We start from the raw sequence: 17,486 nt of genomic DNA, 5'->3' as shown, positions 1-17,486 counted from the left end.
GAGTTATCGGCGCATTGACAATTATCTAAACACAATTTGCTTAAATATATTGTTTTATTAAGGTTTCAGCGATTGAAGCGGCGTTCGCTACCACACCTGATTGCGGGTTATTGGCCATTAAAGTTAAGTTAACACCATTTTCTGTATTTGGATTTTGGCGTAAACGGCTTAGAACTATCGATTCGCTGTTAGCGATATTACTTACCGGCGTAACCAGTTCATCTTCTACCAGTTCAAAGGCTTGATGATTCGTTAACCACTCTTTAATGCTTAGCAAATCCAAGGAATAGGTTCCGTATAAATGCAGTGACAAAGTATCACCGTAGAATACCGGAACATGTTGCGCACTTACATTGATGTTAAGCTCAGGAGACTGCAACATCGCTCTACACTGTTCACTTAACTCAGCCTCAAATTGGCTAGCACCTAGTAATGCTTCCTCGCCTTGCTCAGGCAATAGGTTAAACGCGAGTTGTTGGGCAAACAGTTTAGGCTCAACCGGCAAACCGTTTAGCAAACGCGCTGTTTGCCCTGCTAGCTCATCAACACCTGGCTTGCCTTTATTCGCCGCGCTCAGCATGGCATTTACTTCTACTCGTTCTAACTCAACATCTTGTTGGATTATATGTAATAGCAAGGCTAGTTGTCCGGCTAAACTACTTGGGCAATTTAGCCAACGCTCAGACAAACCTTCTGCCACTTGCTCGGGGTTAACCGCTGAATGCACCCATGAGTATGCCTCTTTGTTGGCATGCACCATGTCGATAATCACACAACCAAGTTGGCGGGCCTGTTCAGCCATATCAACGGCCGCTTCTTCTCCACAGAGCAACCAAGCTACACTCACCTCCGACCAATTAACTAACTGTGCTTCAGCAATTTCAAGGCTTTGACCTTGCCACTTTAAGCGACTTTCCTGCTCTTCTTCGTCGAGCTCTTCTGCTACTTCGATGTTTAAAGGGAAAATCTGCGCAGCAGGAAACTCTCGTTGCTCTAGTAGGCTTAGCAACTGCTGGCTTTGCTCACTTTCTGCCCCGATAATTGCGACATTATGAAACTGTTGCATTACTTGTTCTCTTGAATGTTAAAACCAAGCGCACCTAGGTTTGCTTGCTTATGTTGATTAACCACCTGCAGCGCAGAAAACTCTCTGCGTTGCGGATAAAATTTGCGGAGCTTATCAAACCCTGTAGGGCTTGCTCCATGCTGGCGAAAGCGGCGATCGTCAGCAAAAATGTTGTACACCAGTTGAGTCAGTTTTGTTAGCTGAGAATCACTTAACTCTCCTTTGAGGGAGATTTGCGAAAACTCAGGCTCGGGTAATAGCTGCTCACTTAAATCGTTAGCTTCAATCTTTAATGCTTGGCACATGGCTTGATACACCATACTGGTGCCACGCATTTTCCCTTCTAAGCTATAACCAGCAATATGCGGAGTGGCAATAAAGGCATACTTCACTAGCGGCTCAAGTATAGTGGGTTCACCTTCCCATACGTCTAATACTAATAGCGGTGATTGCCCTTGCGCTGCAATTTCTAGCAAGGCTTGATTATCTATGACTTCTCCACGGCAGGCATTAACCAAAATCTGTTCTGGTGTGAGTTTGCTTAGTACCTGCTGATTAAATAGGTGATACGTGGGGTGCCGACCTGAAGCAATAGATGGTACATGTAAACTAATAACGTCTGCACCAAGTACCTGTTCAAAGCTTACTGACTCAGTTAATTTCCCATGCTCAGCAAGTGGTGGATCATAAAGCATTACTTGCATACCTATAGCTGCAGCACGCTTTGCCACTTGTGAACCGGTATTTCCGGCACCAACAATTGCAATGGTTTTTCCAGCTAGTGATTGCTGGCGATAATCTGTGGCAGCTAACAAAGCGGTAGCTACATACTCCCCTACAGCAATTGCATTGCAGCCGGGAGCGCTGGCAAAAGCAATGCCTCGCTCTACTAAGTAGTTTTGCTCTACATGTTCGGTGCCAATGGTGGCGGTGCCAACAAACTTTAATTTGTTAGCTTGAGAAAGTAGCTGCTGATTAACCTTGGTCACTGAGCGAACTAATAAGGCGTCAGCATCAACTAACTGCTGCGGCTGCATAGTTCGGCCATCTACAGCCACAACTTCACCATGTTGGCTTAAAATTTGTTGAGCAAAGGGGATATTTTCGTCGACAACTATCTTCATTGCGTATGCTATTGGAGGCTACCTAATTTTTGAGGTGGGCAATCTTAACACGCGTTATAAATTCGATAAAAAAAAAGCTGCCTAAAGGCAGCTTTTTTCAAACAAAATTGATTTAGCCTTGGAAACGTTCGATTACAAGCGTAGCGTTAGTACCACCAAAACCAAAGCTGTTAGACATTACACGATTTAACTTCGCGCTCTTGGCTTCATTAGCCACAATGTTCAAGCCTTCTGCTTTTTCATCCAAGGTATTGATGTTAATGCTTGGTGCAACAAAGTCATTTTCCATCATCAGCAAGGAGTAAATAGCTTCGTGAACACCTGCCGCGCCTAATGCGTGACCAGTCATCGCTTTAGTTGCACTAATTAATGGGCTGTTTCCACCAAACACTTCTTGAATAGCGCCTAACTCTTTCACATCGCCTACCGGCGTTGAAGTACCATGAGTATTTACGTAATCGATGTCGCCTTCTAGCCCTTGCATAGCTTGACGCATACAACGCACCGCGCCTTCACCAGAAGGAGCTACCATGTCGTAACCATCAGACGTTGCACCGTAGCCTACGATTTCACCATAGATTTTGGCACCACGTGCAAGCGCATGCTCAAGTTCTTCAACTACAACCATGCCGCCGCCGCCAGAGATAACAAAGCCATCTCTGTCTGCATCATAAGTACGTGATGCCAATTCTGGAGTGTCATTGTATTTAGTTGACAAGGCGCCCATAGCGTCAAATTCCATCGCTAAGGTCCAGTGAAGCTCTTCACCACCACCAGCAAAAACAACATCTTGTTTGCCTAATTGAATAAGCTCTAAAGCATGGCCAATACAGTGAGCACTGGTTGCACAAGCACTGCTAATTGAATAGTTTACGCCTTTGATTTTGAACGGTGTCGCTAAGCAAGCTGAAGTGGTGCTCGACATGGTTCTAGGCACCATGTAAGGACCAACACGGCGTACACCTTTAGTGCGCAAAATATCAGCCGCTTCCACTTGGTTTTTAGACGACGCACCGCCAGAGCCAACAACTAAACCTGTGCGCTCGTTTGATACTAGATCTTCAGCGAGCTTGGCATCTTCTATAGCTTGTTGCATTGAAAGGTAAGAAAATGCTGCAGCGTCTCCCATGAAACGCATGGTTTTGCGATCAACATGCTCAGCAGGGTTAATTTTCAAATCACCCCATACTTGGCTACGTAAGTTTTGCTCGGCAAACTCAGGCGAATGGGTAATTCCCGATTTACCTGCTTGTAAGGATGCTAATACTTCTTCTTTATTGTTACCGATACTAGATATAATGCCTAGCCCGGTGATAACTGCTCTTTTCATCAGATGGTCTCACGGGTTGTATTTGCTGCTATGTTACCGATTTTGCAGCCTAATCTGGTCGGATGAGAGTACACGTGTACGCTTAAATTTTCTAGTAAAACTCGAGGTAAAGTTTTGTCTTCATCGGATAATGTGAATAACACCACAACAGCCACAATTCATTGGAATCCTGAAGGTACCCCTGTGGCTACCGATTACGACGATGTCTATTTTTCTGTAGACAATGGTTTGGCCGAAAGTCGTTACGTTTTTATTGAACAAAATCAACTCACTGAGCGCTGGAAAAACCATCAAAGCCCTAGCTACGTTATTGCCGAGACCGGCTTTGGCACTGGCTTAAACTTTTTGGCAGCATGGCAGCATTACCAACAATTTCTCGAAACAAACCCCGATACGGCGTTAACTCGACTACATTTTATTAGCTTTGAAAAGCACCCTTTATCACTAAATGATCTAAGCCAAGCCTTAATACAATGGCCTGAGCTTAAAAACTTCAGTGAACAGCTAATTGCATTCTACCCTCAAATTATGACGCCAGGATGTCATCGAATTGCCTTTCAACATCCAGTCCCCATTACCTTAGATATTTGGATCGGCGATGTGCACCACAACCTGCCAGAAGTCCCAAACATCAGCGGAGGCTTGGTTAACTCTTGGTTTTTGGATGGCTTCGCTCCCAGCAAAAATCCTGACATGTGGACACAAAAATTATTCGAGGGCATGGCTGTACTCTCGGCTGATGACGCTTCCTTAGCCACCTTTACCGCAGCAGGCTTTGTGAGAAGAGGTTTAATTGAAGTAGGCTTTGATACGCAAAAAGCTAAAGGCTTTGGACGAAAGCGTGACATGTTAGTGGGTCGTTTTAAACAACACTCTACACCACAAAGCCTAAACTCCCGACTATATAGACGCCATGGGATTAAAGCAGGAGAAGACATCGCAATTATCGGCGCGGGTATTGCTGGTGTTAGCCTTGCTTATGCTTTAGTTAAGCGTGGAATAAAAGTTAGTTTATATGAAAGAAACAGTGCTGCTGCTTTAGAAGCCTCCGGCAATAGACAGGGTGCGGTGTATCCTTTACTTAGCCCGAACCAACCTCACGTTAGTGAGTTTTTTCAGCATGCCTTTAATTATCATCATCAAGTGTTGGCGCAATTGGCACAACAGCAACTAGAAGTAGAACACGATTACTGTGGCTTATTGCAACTGGGTTATAACGAAAAATCTCAAGCAAAAAATCTCAATATTGCTCAAGCTGGCTACCCGAAAAATTTGGTTTACTCGGTAGATAAGTCTACCGCCAGCGAGCTCGCAGGAGTGAGCTTAGATAATGAGGCTTTATTTTACCCCCACGCAGGCTGGGTGAATGCAAAACAATGTGTGCAAACCATTCTAAAAGCAGCGAAGCAATCGGGCCTGTTAAGTATTTACTACGGACATGAGTTAACCCAATTTGAACGTGAAAGCCAACACTGTAGCCTACATTTTGGCTCGCAGGTAAAACAACACAACAATGTCGTTTTCTGCCATTCTCACCATCTATTGACATTGCCCCAAGCGGAGCAGCTACCCATTACCCCAGTGCGCGGACAAGTTAGCCATATCGATACTACTCCGCAATTGAGTAAGCTTAGTAAAGTATTGTGTTACGAAGGCTATTTAACCCCTGCCAACCAACAACAGCATTGCATTGGTGCCAGTTACATTCGTAACGACTTAAGCCTTGAGCTAAAAGCGAACGAAGCAGAAGAAAACTTAGCGGCGATTAGAAAGTGTCAGCCCCAACCATGGAATGAACAGCTGCAATTAGCTGAGATACCAGGCCGAGCAGCAACCCGTTGTGCAGTGCGCGACCATTTTCCATTGATAGGCCAATTGCCAGATTTAGAGCAATTGTTTAGTGAACAGTACCAGCAACAATGGCAAGAAGTAGCTCCACCAAGTTATAGTGGTGTATTTGTTGCTATTGGTTTTGGTTCAAGAGGAATATGCAGTGCCCCATTTGCAACAGAGCTGTTAGCTGCTCAATTATGCAACGAGCCCTTACCATTAAAACAAAGCAGCTTAAATTGTATGCATCCCCACCGCTTCTGGAACAGGCGCCTAGTTAAAAATCGGCCCCTAAAACTAAGGTATCGACGATAGTATTAAGTGTAATTAGGACAGGTGTAAAACGAGAAGTTAGTTTTTCACTTACCTGAATTAGCCATGACAACAGCCTTGGCTAATTCACACTTAAACTATCGGCTAAGGTATTATTAAACCTAAAGACTCGCCATGACGTGTTTGGCGCTGATAAGTACGAACCTTTTGTTGGGCACTGGCCAGTGCCGCCCTTCCCTTAGCATTTATTAACGCTTCCAGTTTGTCGCACTCGGTTGCACTTAAGCCTTGGGTTTGCTGAACAAAACGGTCAACACTTTGCTCAATTAAACGGGTTATTTTTTGATGGTACTGCTGAGCAGCTGCGATGTAGCCGATCCAAGATTGTTGAGCCGCAAAATCAGCCTTACTTTGGCTTATCCAGCGTGGCATAACCAAATCAGCACTTAACTGCAGCTCTGGTTTAAGGGCTTCACAACGGTCGTTGCGAACTTGCACCTTGGGCGTCCAATTCATTCTATATTGCGCCGCAATACTATAGCGATAGCCCTGTTTTTCTGGGCCTTGCGCTTTTAGCTGATTACGTAGCTGGTTTAAATCATGCGCGCTAATATCATAATACTCTATACTGCTTTGCACCGAGGCAGACTGTGCGCATACAGAAAACAGTACACAAACAGCCACTACTCCTTGCCTGATCCATCTTGCTGGTTTCACTTTAGTTCCTCTAGATAACCCATTTCCGTTTGCTAGCGTTACCGCTATTTATAGATTTATTTTTATGTTTTGACCCAGCAGCATAACAGACAGCCAGCACAAGTTTGAAACTTTAACGAATAATCAATAACTTCTCGACTAAACTTATCTTTACACTGAACTACAAAACAGTTTTTGTGAATCACCTCAAAGCGCGACATACAAATCTCTGTTTTTTATCAATTGAGACTTAGCAAGGTTGGCATTTAGCATCATACTGTCAGCATACAAGGAGAGTTAATAGTAAATTATGTCGTTACCAATTCTCATTTGCGATGATTCCAACCTCGCAAGAAAACAAATGGCCCGCAGCCTTCCACCTGGCTGGGATGTAGAGATAAGCTTCGCCAAAGATGGCCAAGAAGGGGTTGACCTGATCCGTCAAGGTAAAGGAGACGTAGTTTTCCTTGATCTGAATATGCCTGTAATGGACGGTTATGAAGTACTAGAACAAGTTCAGAAGAACGATTTACCGGCGCTTATTATCGTGGTATCTGGCGATGTTCAGCCAGAGGCCTACACCCGGGTTAAACAACTCGGTGCCCTCGACTTCATTAAAAAGCCTACTAACAAAGCTAAAATTGGCGAAATCTTGGTTGCCTACGGGATTGTTGAATCACAGCAACTGCTTGAACTTGAAAACGACTTAGCCGCTTTAGATAAAATGCCGGCACCGGTCAACGATACGCTTTCACCAAAAATTGTCGACTTTAGAGACCACTACCAAGAGATTGCCAACGTAGCCATGGGACGAGCTGCTGACTTGCTAGCGCGCTTACTCGATGCATTTATCGTTTTACCCATCCCCAACGTTAATATTCTTGAAACCAGTGAATTGCATATGGCGCTCACTTCGGTTGAAGAAAACGAAGCAATGTCGGCGGTTTGCCAAGGTTTTATTGGCTCAGGTATCGCCGGAGAAGCACTGCTTTTATTCCACGATTCTAGTTTTGCTGATATGTCTAAGTTGATGAATTACAAAGGCGAGTTAGACGACAACGGGCAACTAGAGGTGCTCATGGACATTGCCAACATTCTTATTGGTGCTTGTCTAAAAGGTGTATCCGACCAACTAGATGTTGGCTTTTCACAAGGCCACCCCGTGGTATTGGGACAACATTGTAATATCGGCGACTTAATAAACAGTAATACCCATCGCTGGCAAAAAACTTTGGCAATTGAAATCAACTACACTATTGAAAAGCACAACATTCAATGTGACTTATTATTGCTGATTACTGAAGATTCACTGCCAACTCTAAATAACAAAATTTCTTACTTATTTGAGCACCAATGAGCCAACATCAAAATGAAATGAACGAGTTCCACTGGATGCTGGACATGATACAAACTATCGATGTCGGCCTAGTAGTGCTCGATAAAGACTATCAAGTACAAGTGTGGAACAATTTCATGGAAACCCATAGTGGCCTGCGTCCCGACCAAGCCCAAGGTAAAAAGCTGTTCTCGCTATTTCCTCAGCTTCCAGAAGATTGGCTGCGCCACAAAATTGATTCGGTGTTCTTTCTGAAGAACCGCGCATTTACTACCTGGGAACAGCGGCCGCACGTATTCCCCTTTAAAAACTATCGTCCAATCACTGGCACGGTAGATTTTATGTACCAAAACATCACCATTATCCCACTTACTTCATTAACCGGTATCGTTACCCATATTAGTTTGATTATTTATGATGTTACCGATAACGCAGTGAATAAACTTGAGGCGCAGAAGGTCAATGAAGAGCTAAAGATATTAAGCCGTACCGACAAACTTACTCAGTTATATAACCGAGGATACTGGCAAGATAGATTAGACCAGGAGTTTAATCGCTTTGTACGAAACACCGCGCCTAGCTCTCTAGTGATGTTTGATATTGATCACTTTAAACAAGTAAATGATACCTACGGTCATCCGGCAGGCGATAAAATTATTACTTTAGTGGGTGATACCTTACGCAAGGTAATGCGTAAAACCGATATTGCAGGGCGTTATGGCGGCGAAGAATTTGGCGTTATTTTAACCGATACAGATTCAGAACATGCCAAAATATTTTGTGAACGCTTACGAACCGCTATTGAGGCCTTAAAACCAGTAGTAGATGGGGTAGAAATTCCATTTACAGTAAGCTTGGGAGTGGCAGAGCTAGATGATCAAACCGCCAGTGCTAAAGACTGGTTAGCTAACACCGACCAAGCCTTATATCAAAGTAAACACAATGGTCGAAACCAAACCAGTCTGTTTGCTCATAAAACACCTGATTAATACTCAGGCAAACAAACTAAAAAAGCAAAGCCGAAGCTTTGCTTTTTTAATTCTTCACTTAATCACTTAGGCTACAGCAGAAACTTGCTGTTGACTATCCGCAAACGAAATAGCATCGCGCCATAAAGCCTCTACCTGCGATTGCATAGTTTCGTCTGTTTCACCGTCAAAGTGAGCATCCAACAAGGCAATATGCATTTGTGATTTTAAGCAATGCACCATTGGGCGACCGCTTAATTCGGTTAATGTTGCAACAACCCCAAGATGATCACTTAGGTATTGAATAACATGTTTTGGTGGAGCATTTAGATTAGTGTCGTGGCTGTTCAGGTAAGTCTGCAACAGGGTGACATAATTCTTGAGCATCGGTAACCTCATTTTCAGGGTTCGATACTCGATACATAATATAATCTCGGTAACCAGTAATTACCTTGATGCTTCCAGATAAGTGCTTATCTAGTTCTGTATCGCCAGTATCAACAATCAACGGGCGTCCATGCAAAGATTTAAGTTTAGTTTTTGTTGCTACAACTACAATATTTTCCCGGCCAAGCTTACGAATAACCGCAGGGCTTAGTTGTTGATTGCCACGGCCAAATAAATGTCCCTGACCACCAATGGGTGTAATCAATAGCTTAGTTTTTACGTTGCTTATTCTATTAATCAGCTCAGCTTCGGTCAAATCCTCTTGGACGATTTGGTGATCTTTAACCAAATCTACTCCTAGAAGAGTATTAGGCAGTGATAACTCCTGCATAATGGTGGCTACGGTAGAGCCTGATCCTGCGATAAACTGCTCTTCTTCTAACAACTCTATCACTTCAGCGGCAATATCCTGTAAAACCAACTCTTCAGATTCAATACCACCTTGCTTAACCGACTGAACATAACGCAATTCATCGGGCACCAGCATCTCACCAAAACACTTAGCACGCACTCTACCTTGGCGAAAAGCTTGCTCATCAATATCCATTACATCGGCGCTTTTAAGGCTTAGCATTTCGCCTTTAACTAGCTTCTCAATAACAATGCCACTAGCAGCAGGTGTCACACCATAAACGCCAGAATGAATCTTACAACCAGCTGGAATACCTAAACACTTAGTCCCCTCGCCCACAGCACTGAGCACGTCTCTAGCGGTACCATCTCCGCCCGCAAACACCAGTAGCTCTACACCAAGCTTAGCCAGCTGCTGCGCGGCTTGTTGAGTATCAAGCGCATCTGAGGGTTGATTAGCTTGATAAATCACTTCATGAGGCAACGATAGCTTTTGACACAAGTCTTCACCCATTTCGCCAGACGCGGTGTAAATAATAAACGCTTGTTGAACTTGGCTTAGCGCCTGCAAAGCTTGTTCAGCGCGCAAGTTGGCTTTCTTTGTTGCACCCTTAGCAAGTGCCTGTTCACTCACCCCATCAGAGCCTTTTAGCGCAACGCTACCACCAACACCAGCAATGGGATTTACAATCAAACCCAATTTAATCATTTGCAACCTCAACCAATGCTTGGTTTGCCTTGTTTAACACCGTCATGAATTTTTGAGCCCTTGCAGGGAAGCCTTGCTGCAAATATAGCTGATACTGCTGCTCAACCGCAGCAGCAAATGCATGGCGGTCACTTTGAAAGCCAGATAGGTTATCAACACTCACTTGAAAAGTACGTCCTGCAGCACGCGCTAAGCCACACTCCACGGCTTGTGGCTTATACTCCACTTTTTCAAAGTCCAATTGCTGCTGTTGGTTTCGCCCATCTGCCTCATACCAATAGCCGTAATCTTCTAACTGTCGACGCTGCTCACCAGCTATGCACCAATGAGCAATCTCATGTAAGGCACTGGCATAAAAACCATGAGCAAACACTATTTGGTGCTTAACCCTATCTTCACCTGCTGGCAGATAAATCGGTTCATCCTCTCCAGCAACTAGCTCAGTATTAAAATCAGCAAAGGTTTCATTAAACAGTAAAATAAGCTGCTTTACGTCATCCAGCATCGCTATTCTCTACTTCTCGCTATGCTATAAAAAAGCCCCTAAATGCAACATTTAAGGGCTTACTATTAAAAGCTTTATGCCTAACGCAGGATCGGGGTTTCTGTCGCTACAGCGCCGTTTTGGCCGCGCTGGCGTAAACAATGATCCATTAACACAATCGCTAACATCGCTTCAGCAATCGGTACCGCGCGAATACCAACACATGGATCGTGGCGTCCTTTGGTCACAACTTCTACCGGCTTGCCATATTTATCAATAGTTTGCCCAGGTACAGTAATACTTGAAGTGGGCTTTAGGGCAATGTGAGCTACCACATCTTGACCTGACGAAATGCCCCCCAACACACCACCGGCATGGTTAGAACTAAAGCCTTCAGGGGTCATTTCATCGCGGTGCTCACTACCACGTTGGTTAACTACCGCAAAGCCGTCACCAATTTCTACCGCTTTAACTGCATTAATGCCCATGAGTGCATGCGCAATATCAGCATCTAAACGATCAAATACTGGCTCACCTAAGCCAACTGGAACTTGCTTAGCAACAATACTTAAACGCGCGCCAATTGAGTCACCTTCTTTTTTTAGCGCTCGCATAAACTCATCAAGCTCTTCCAACTTGCTTTCGTCTGGAAAGAAAAACGGGTTCTGCTCAATTTGAGAAAAGTCGATATTCTCAGCTTTTACTGGGCCCAGTTCACTTAAGTAACCGTGGATCTCTACACCGTGATGTTGCTTCAAATATTCTTTAGCGATTACACCCGCCGCTACCCGCATCGCGGTTTCACGCGCAGAAGAGCGACCACCACCGCGGTAATCTCGGGTACCGTACTTTTGATGATAGGTATAGTCTGCATGGCCAGGGCGGAACATATCTTTAATATTGGAGTAATCTTTAGAACGCTGATCGGTGTTCTCAATCATTAAGCCAATCGAGGTACCGGTAGTCTTTCCTTCAAATACACCTGCAAGAATTTTAACTTGGTCAGGTTCACGACGCTGGGTGGTATAGCGTGATGTACCCGGTCTACGACGATCCAAATCTTTTTGAATCATTGCTTCGTTAATTTCTAGTCCCGGTGGACACCCATCAATAATACAACCCAGTGCAACACCGTGGCTTTCACCAAAGGTTGTTACGCGAAAGAGCTGGCCAATGCTGTTTCCTGCCATTAATTCTATCCTTACTGTTCAAATTGCGAGCGGCAAGCAAGCAATTGCTCGCGGCTAATAATAAATACTCCGTGCCCGCCGTTGGTAAACTCTATCCATGTAAACGGAACATCGGGAAACTGTTGCTGCATATGCACTTGGCTATTGCCAATTTCTACAATTAACAAACCATTTGGAGTTAAGTGATCTGCGGCATCAGCCAAAATCTTTTTAGTTAACTCTAAGCCATCAAAACCCGATGCCAAACCTAACTCAGGTTCATGCATAAACTCATGTGGCAAGTTGCTCATGTCTTCAGCATCAACATAAGGCGGATTGCTGACAATAAGATCATAAGTATGCCCTTTCAACTCATTTAAGCCATCAGACAAAATAGGCGTAACTTGTTGCTCTAAGCCATGCCCTTGAATATTAATCTCGGCTACTGCTAGGGCATCTTCCGAAATATCAACCGCGTCTACTTCTGCTTCGGGGAAAGCATAAGCACAGCCAATAGCTATACAAGCGCTACCCGTGCATAAGTCTAATATCCGCTTAGGCTCTTCTACCAACCACGGCGAGAATTGGGTTTCAATAAGTTCGGCAAACGGAGAACGAGGCACAAGTACTCTTTCGTCCACGTAAAACTCTAAACCTGCAAACCATGCTTTATTGGTTAAGTAAGCCACAGGTAAGCGTTCTTGAACACGCTTAACCACCAGCTCAACCAATAAACTGCGTTCTTGACGAGTTAAACGCGCGTGCCTTACCTCTGGATCAACATCCAAAGGTAAATGAAGACTAGGCAAAATGAGTTGCACCGCTTCGTCCCAAGCGTTGTCAGTTCCATGACCATAGAAAACGCCAGAAGCATTAAATCGACTCACCGCCCAGCGGATCATATCTTGAATAGTATGTAACTCATCGATTGCTTCTTCGATAAATATCTTTTCCAATTTGGCCTCCAGATTAAGTACAATCACCCACTATATGGCTTCAGGCACAACTGATAATAAAAGATGAAAAAACCAACTGACGAAGATTTCGCTGCTTTCAAAGAAGCGCTCAAAGGCGTTCGCCAGATAAAACAAGATAAAATAAGTCTTGAGCCCACTCGAATCAAGCAAAAAAGCCAACAAAGGGAAAAACAGCAACGTGCGGCGTTAAATAATAGCCAATTCTTCTTTTCTGATGAGTATCACCCTTTGCTACCAGACGAAGGGCCAATGCGCTGGCAAAGTGATGAATGTGACCCCTATGAACTAAAAAAACTAAGGCGCGGTGATTATTCGCCAGAAATTATGCTGGATTTACATGGCCTTACTCAGCTACAAGCTAAACAGGAGATAGCGGCCTTAATTGTTGAATGCAAACAGCAGCATTATCATGTTGCCTCGATTATGCATGGTCACGGCCAGCAAATTCTAAAAGCTAAGGTGCCTCAATGGCTGGCACAACATCCTCAGGTCTTAGCGTTTCACCAAGCCCCCAAAGTACACGGCGGTTCTAGTGCGCTGTTGGTGTTAATTAGCTCTCCAAACTAAAAAACCACTCCGAAGAGTGGTTTCTACTTTCTAAACAAAGCCTATTATTAAGCGGCTTTATTCTTAAATTCGTCGATGTGTTGGTTCACTTCTGCCACTGTTTGCCGGTGCTTAGTGGTTTTGTGATTTGCCAAAGTTTCTAATTTACCATTTTTAAACTCGTATGCCCCTCGTCCTTGAATATACAAGCGTCCTTTAAAAAACGCTTTAACGTAACGGGCAATTTTAACTGGAGAATAACGGGAAAATATTTTCATTCATTATGTCCACTGCTGTTTTGACAAAACGAATACTACTAGGAGATATTGGCGAATTCTAAGGAAATCGGCAGCAATTCACTGTTCCGCGAAGAAGATCTCAAAAGCACAAAAAACTGGGAACCTTTGAGATTTAGAGCAATACACCAACAGTAAACAGCTAACCGGTTGATAAGTTCGTTTTACTACAAGCTTATTGGGTGTTGCAGTGAGATAAAGCGGTTTTCTTGCCCTACTTGCAACTCAGCAACAGCCGCAGTACTAAACAATGGAGCACCAGCTTCAGCCACTAGGCCTTCAACAATAAAGCCCACTAACGGCAAATGTGATACCACTAGTAAATTACCTTGTGGTTGCTCTAAAGCAAGTTCGTTAATTAAGCTCACCACGGCTACTTCATCACCAGAGGGCGTTAGCTCGTTTAGTTCGATCACTTTAACCGCTTCCGGTAAGCTTTTAGCTAAGCGCTGCCATGTTTGCTGTGCACGCAAATATGGGCTCACTAATACATAATCTAATTGTGGTAGTTTATCCGCTAGATACGCCCCCATTTTACCTACTTCATTTAAGCCAGATTGGTTTAGTGCTCGCTCGCTATCGCTAGCAGCGAACATTTCGGCTTCACCATGACGCATGATAAATACTTGCATAAAAGGGCTCTTCTTAATTAATTGAGACGTGTTAAACGTATTAGCTTACTAATTTTGGCTGCTAATTTAATTGATATGCCACAAAACATCCATCAGAGTTTGCAAGACCAAGTTAAGCGACTGATAATCATACTATCACCATAAACAAGGAATGTTGCCTTGCGCACTAGCCCTAACGATCCAAAACAATATCGTTACATAACTTTAGACAATGGTCTTAAAGTCTTGTTAGTTCAAGATGAAACAGCGCAAAAGTCTGCTGCCTCTCTGGCAGTAAATATTGGCCACTTTAACGATCCCAAAAATCGTGAAGGTTTAGCTCACTTTTTAGAGCACATGCTTTTTTTGGGAACAGACTCTTATCCTAAAGCAGGTGAATACCAAAGTTTCATAAACCGCCATGGCGGTAGCAATAACGCCTGGACAGGCACCGAACACACCAATTACTATTTTGATATTGATAACGATTGGTTTGACGAAGCGCTTGACCGCTTTAGCCAGTTTTTCATCTGCCCGTGTTTTAACCCAGAGCTGGTTGAGCGTGAACGACAAGCGGTTAACTCTGAATACCAACTAAAGATAAAAGACGATGTACGCCGCATTTACCAAGTGCATAAAGAAACGGTAAACCCAGACCACCCCTTTAGCCAGTTTTCTGTTGGTAGCTTAGATACCCTTAGCGATGGTGAAACATCGATTAGAGACGACCTAATCGCCTTTTATCAACAGCATTACTCGGCCGATTTAATGTCGCTAGCAGTGCTTAGCCCACACAGGCTTGACCAAAATGAAGCCCATGTCCGGCAACTCTTTTCCGCAGTTCCAAAGGTTGCTGTCAATAAGCCTAAAATAGCCCCCTTTTATTTGCCTCAACACCTGGCATTAGAAACTCATATTCAGCCGGTTAAAGATCTTAAAAAGCTCAGTTTATCTTTTGGCTTTGGCGATATGGATTCGCTTTATCGACAAAAGCCTCTCACTTATATTGCGCATATTTTGGGTTATGAAGGGCCTGGCAGCTTAGTCGCTCTATTGCGTCATGCTGGTTTAATTAACTCCATGGCGGCAGGTGGCGGAGTCAGTGGTAGTAATTTTAAAGATTTTTGCATTAGCTACTCCTTAACCGACGAAGGCTTAAACTGTATTGATTCAATCATTGATGCGAGCTTCAGTTACTTGGAAATGATTCGCCAACATGGTTTACAAGCTTGGCGCTACAGCGAAAAACAGCAAGTATTTGAGCGGGCCTTCCTCTATCAAGAAAAATCACGGGCTATCGACTTAGTTTCTCACTTAGCCATTAACTTACAGCACTATCCCCCAGACGATGTTATCTATGGCGATTACGCCATGGAAAACTACGACCAAGCACTTATCTCGCAATGCTTAAAACAAATTGTCCCTGAGAAAATGCGGATTACTTTGGTATCGCCCAATGTAAAGGGAGATAAAATAGCTAAGTGGTACCACACTCCCTATTCAGTAAAACACATTGAACCTGAGCGCATTAAACGCTGGCAATCACCAGGTGAATTAGAAAGTTTGCAACTACCGGCCAGCAATCCATTTTTGTCTTTTAACCAATCGCCTTTGGTTGAGCCACAAGAACAAGAAGCAGAACCTAGATTGCTGTTTGATAAACCAGGCTTTCGCTTATGGTTTAGCAACGAGCCGGAATTTAAAGTCCCCAAAGGGCATTTGTATGTGTCAGTTGATTCACAACATGCTGTCGCTTCGGTTCGCAACATTGTCTGCACGCGCTTAATGGTAGAATTGATGCTAGATCATCTCAGCGAGATGACTTACCAAGCCGAGATTGCTGGCATGTCTTACCAGCTTTATGCCCATCAAGGCGGCTACACCTTGCACCTATCTGGATTTAGTGACAAACAAATCTTGCTACTCAAGATGATCATGAATAACCGCTTATTTGGTCATTTTGAGCGTAAGCGCTTTGGAATAATTAAACAGCAGTTAGCAAAGCACTGGCAAAACCAGATGCAAGTTAAGCCTATTTCGCGACTGTTTAGTGAGCTAACCTCGTTGTTGCAACCTAACAACCCACCGCCTAGCGCCTTACTCAAAGAGCTAGAAGATGTTCAATTAGAAGAGCTGCCGGAATTTGTGGCCAAGCTTTATCAAAATATTCATATAGAAATGTTGGCTTACGGCAATTGGTCGGAACCAACAATTGAAGATCTGGGTGAGTTTATTCAGCAAGAAATATCTCCTAATACCAGCCCATCAAAGGAAACACCTAGAAAGCTCATTAGCATTAAAGATCAAGGAAGCTTGTTATACGAAATTGATTGTCAGCAAAATGATTCGGCGCTAATGATTTATTATCAAAGCCGAGACTTAAGCCCCGAGAGCATTGCTTTATTTACCTTAAGTAACCACATTATGACCTCAACCTTCTTTAATGAGTTACGCACCAAGCAGCAGCTAGGATACATTGTGGGAACCGGCAACTTGCCGCTTAATCGCCACCCCGGCATTATTTTCTATGTGCAATCACCACATGGGCAACCGCAAACACTGCTCGACGCCATTAACGACTTTTTGGATGAGTTCCCGGTGCTGATGTTTGAGCTAAGTGACGCGCAATGGCAGCAAAGTAAACAAGGGCTAATTGCCCAAATACTAGAGCGCGAAAGCAATATGCGAACCCGTGCTCAACGTTTTTGGGTAAGCATCGGCAACAAGGATTTGACCTTTAATCAGCGCCAACGAGCAGCGGAATGCATTGAACGACTTGAGCGCGTTGACCTTGTCCGGTTTATGATGAGCTTAAAAAGCAAGCAGCGAGACCGAGTTATCGTATACAACCATGGAGCAAATGAGCAGCAAGCAGAGCCTTTAAATACCCACCATTTAGAGACAGTGCGAATAGTTAAAAGCCGTAGTGAGTTTCAGAGTGATTCAGCAATTTATTGCTATAACTAAAAGAGATGAAAAACTATAAACAGTGAAGGCTGAATTAAGCCTTCATTCGGCTATCGTTAAAACCTTGGCTGCGCTTTACGTTAAGCTTTTGATGCGTCCAGAGCAGTGGCATACACAGTGGCCCAAACAATAAGCCCACCAATGTCCAACGCCATCGCGGCAAAGAAAACTTAATAGCTTCCACGTAGAAAAATAGCCCAAAACAGACTGACAACAACAAAACGAAAAACATACTACTCGCTCTAATACAGACAGGGTGGAGATGTTAACAGAAATGTCTTAATTACACTAAAGCCAAGGCGAATT

At 43.8% G+C, this 17,486-nt stretch carries 16 protein-coding genes; 5 read left to right on the top strand and 11 right to left on the bottom strand.

Features of this window, described 5'->3' with window-relative positions; all coding sequences use genetic code 11:
- Positions 1 to 40: 40 nt before the first annotated feature.
- From K5L93_RS18320 to fabB, 3 genes are all read right to left on the bottom strand, one after another.
- Positions 41 to 1,066, bottom strand: coding sequence for an Asd/ArgC dimerization domain-containing protein (locus tag K5L93_RS18320; RefSeq protein WP_220721126.1), 1,026 nt, complete (start codon positions 1,064 to 1,066; stop codon positions 41 to 43).
- Positions 1,066 to 2,190 (bottom strand): 4-phosphoerythronate dehydrogenase, encoded by a 1,125-nt coding sequence (locus K5L93_RS18315; RefSeq protein WP_220721125.1) that lies wholly within the window; start codon positions 2,188 to 2,190, stop codon positions 1,066 to 1,068. Before K5L93_RS18315 ends, K5L93_RS18320 begins: the two co-directional genes overlap by 1 nt.
- A 112-nt stretch (positions 2,191 to 2,302) precedes the next feature.
- A complete protein-coding gene (gene fabB / locus K5L93_RS18310) occupies positions 2,303 to 3,520 on the bottom strand; it encodes a beta-ketoacyl-ACP synthase I (RefSeq protein WP_220721124.1) in 1,218 nt (405 codons plus the stop codon).
- Between the two features lie 114 nt (positions 3,521 to 3,634).
- Between fabB and mnmC the strand changes: the two genes are divergently transcribed.
- On the top strand, positions 3,635 to 5,665 hold the full coding sequence (mnmC, locus tag K5L93_RS18305) for a bifunctional tRNA (5-methylaminomethyl-2-thiouridine)(34)-methyltransferase MnmC2/FAD-dependent 5-carboxymethylaminomethyl-2-thiouridine(34) oxidoreductase MnmC1 (protein ID WP_220721123.1): 2,031 nt from the start codon (positions 3,635 to 3,637) through the stop codon (positions 5,663 to 5,665).
- A gap of 102 nt (positions 5,666 to 5,767) precedes the next feature.
- Here the strand turns inward: mnmC and K5L93_RS18300 are convergent, their stop codons facing one another.
- Positions 5,768 to 6,340: a DUF922 domain-containing protein gene (locus tag K5L93_RS18300; protein WP_220721122.1), complete on the bottom strand. Its 573-nt coding sequence runs from the start codon at positions 6,338 to 6,340 to the stop codon at positions 5,768 to 5,770.
- 289 nt (positions 6,341 to 6,629) lie between these two features.
- Here K5L93_RS18300 and K5L93_RS18295 point away from each other — a divergent pair, with 289 nt between their 5' ends.
- Positions 6,630 to 7,676, top strand: a complete 1,047-nt coding sequence (locus tag K5L93_RS18295; RefSeq protein ID WP_220721121.1) for a response regulator — start codon at positions 6,630 to 6,632, stop codon at positions 7,674 to 7,676.
- Positions 7,673 to 8,644 (top strand): GGDEF domain-containing protein, encoded by a 972-nt coding sequence (locus K5L93_RS18290; protein WP_220721120.1) that lies wholly within the window; start codon positions 7,673 to 7,675, stop codon positions 8,642 to 8,644. Before K5L93_RS18295 ends, K5L93_RS18290 begins: the two co-directional genes overlap by 4 nt.
- A gap of 66 nt (positions 8,645 to 8,710) precedes the next feature.
- Here the strand turns inward: K5L93_RS18290 and K5L93_RS18285 are convergent, their stop codons facing one another.
- The 5 genes from K5L93_RS18285 to prmB form a co-directional block, all read right to left on the bottom strand.
- Complete coding sequence (locus K5L93_RS18285; RefSeq protein WP_220721119.1) at positions 8,711 to 9,010, bottom strand: hypothetical protein; 300 nt, start codon at positions 9,008 to 9,010, stop codon at positions 8,711 to 8,713.
- Positions 8,955 to 10,130: an ATP-NAD kinase family protein gene (locus tag K5L93_RS18280; RefSeq protein ID WP_220721118.1), complete on the bottom strand. Its 1,176-nt coding sequence runs from the start codon at positions 10,128 to 10,130 to the stop codon at positions 8,955 to 8,957. The genes K5L93_RS18285 and K5L93_RS18280 overlap by 56 nt, the downstream gene beginning before the upstream one ends.
- Entirely contained in the window at positions 10,123 to 10,635 is a 513-nt protein-coding gene (locus tag K5L93_RS18275) for an elongation factor P hydroxylase (protein ID WP_220721117.1), read from the bottom strand. Before K5L93_RS18275 ends, K5L93_RS18280 begins: the two co-directional genes overlap by 8 nt.
- A gap of 80 nt (positions 10,636 to 10,715) precedes the next feature.
- Positions 10,716 to 11,804 carry a chorismate synthase gene (gene aroC, locus K5L93_RS18270; protein ID WP_152781102.1) on the bottom strand — a complete coding sequence of 363 codons (1,089 nt, stop codon included), beginning with the start codon at positions 11,802 to 11,804 and terminating at the stop codon, positions 10,716 to 10,718.
- An 11-nt stretch (positions 11,805 to 11,815) separates the two neighbouring features.
- Positions 11,816 to 12,739 (bottom strand): 50S ribosomal protein L3 N(5)-glutamine methyltransferase, encoded by a 924-nt coding sequence (prmB, locus tag K5L93_RS18265; protein WP_220721116.1) that lies wholly within the window; start codon positions 12,737 to 12,739, stop codon positions 11,816 to 11,818.
- A gap of 63 nt (positions 12,740 to 12,802) precedes the next feature.
- Between prmB and smrB the strand changes: the two genes are divergently transcribed.
- Complete coding sequence (gene smrB / locus K5L93_RS18260; protein WP_220721115.1) at positions 12,803 to 13,327, top strand: endonuclease SmrB; 525 nt, start codon at positions 12,803 to 12,805, stop codon at positions 13,325 to 13,327.
- A gap of 47 nt (positions 13,328 to 13,374) precedes the next feature.
- Here smrB and ytfK read toward each other — a convergent pair whose 3' ends face one another.
- A complete protein-coding gene (gene ytfK, locus K5L93_RS18255; RefSeq protein ID WP_016403429.1) occupies positions 13,375 to 13,584 on the bottom strand; it encodes a DUF1107 family protein in 210 nt (69 codons plus the stop codon).
- Between the two features lie 185 nt (positions 13,585 to 13,769).
- Positions 13,770 to 14,234, bottom strand: a complete 465-nt coding sequence (gene sixA / locus K5L93_RS18250; RefSeq protein ID WP_220721114.1) for a phosphohistidine phosphatase SixA — start codon at positions 14,232 to 14,234, stop codon at positions 13,770 to 13,772.
- 159 nt (positions 14,235 to 14,393) lie between these two features.
- On the opposite strand from sixA, the gene K5L93_RS18245 reads away from it, so the two are divergent.
- Positions 14,394 to 17,180, top strand: a complete 2,787-nt coding sequence (locus K5L93_RS18245) for an insulinase family protein (RefSeq protein WP_220721113.1) — start codon at positions 14,394 to 14,396, stop codon at positions 17,178 to 17,180.
- Positions 17,181 to 17,486: the final 306 nt, after the last annotated feature.

The organism is Agarivorans litoreus (assembly GCF_019649015.1).
In the GTDB taxonomy this organism is placed as follows: Bacteria; Pseudomonadota; Gammaproteobacteria; order Enterobacterales; family Celerinatantimonadaceae; genus Agarivorans; species Agarivorans litoreus.
This window is presented reverse-complemented; position numbering and strand designations above follow the sequence as displayed.

Excerpts from the sequence above, each read along its gene's own strand:
- K5L93_RS18320 (WP_220721126.1), bottom strand. The coding sequence starts at position 1,066 with ATGCAACAGTTTCATAATGTCGCAATTATCGGGGCAGAAAGTGAGCAA.
- K5L93_RS18315 (WP_220721125.1), bottom strand. The coding sequence starts at position 2,190 with ATGAAGATAGTTGTCGACGAAAATATCCCCTTTGCTCAACAAATTTTA.
- fabB (WP_220721124.1), bottom strand. The coding sequence starts at position 3,520 with ATGAAAAGAGCAGTTATCACCGGGCTAGGCATTATATCTAGTATCGGT.
- K5L93_RS18295 (WP_220721121.1), top strand. The coding sequence starts at position 6,630 with ATGTCGTTACCAATTCTCATTTGCGATGATTCCAACCTCGCAAGAAAA.
- K5L93_RS18290 (WP_220721120.1), top strand. The coding sequence starts at position 7,673 with ATGAGCCAACATCAAAATGAAATGAACGAGTTCCACTGGATGCTGGAC.
- K5L93_RS18285 (WP_220721119.1), bottom strand. The coding sequence starts at position 9,010 with ATGCTCAAGAATTATGTCACCCTGTTGCAGACTTACCTGAACAGCCAC.
- K5L93_RS18280 (WP_220721118.1), bottom strand. The coding sequence starts at position 10,130 with ATGATTAAATTGGGTTTGATTGTAAATCCCATTGCTGGTGTTGGTGGT.
- K5L93_RS18275 (WP_220721117.1), bottom strand. The coding sequence starts at position 10,635 with ATGCTGGATGACGTAAAGCAGCTTATTTTACTGTTTAATGAAACCTTT.
- aroC (WP_152781102.1), bottom strand. The coding sequence starts at position 11,804 with ATGGCAGGAAACAGCATTGGCCAGCTCTTTCGCGTAACAACCTTTGGT.
- smrB (WP_220721115.1), top strand. The coding sequence starts at position 12,803 with ATGAAAAAACCAACTGACGAAGATTTCGCTGCTTTCAAAGAAGCGCTC.
- ytfK (WP_016403429.1), bottom strand. The coding sequence starts at position 13,584 with ATGAAAATATTTTCCCGTTATTCTCCAGTTAAAATTGCCCGTTACGTT.
- sixA (WP_220721114.1), bottom strand. The coding sequence starts at position 14,234 with ATGCAAGTATTTATCATGCGTCATGGTGAAGCCGAAATGTTCGCTGCT.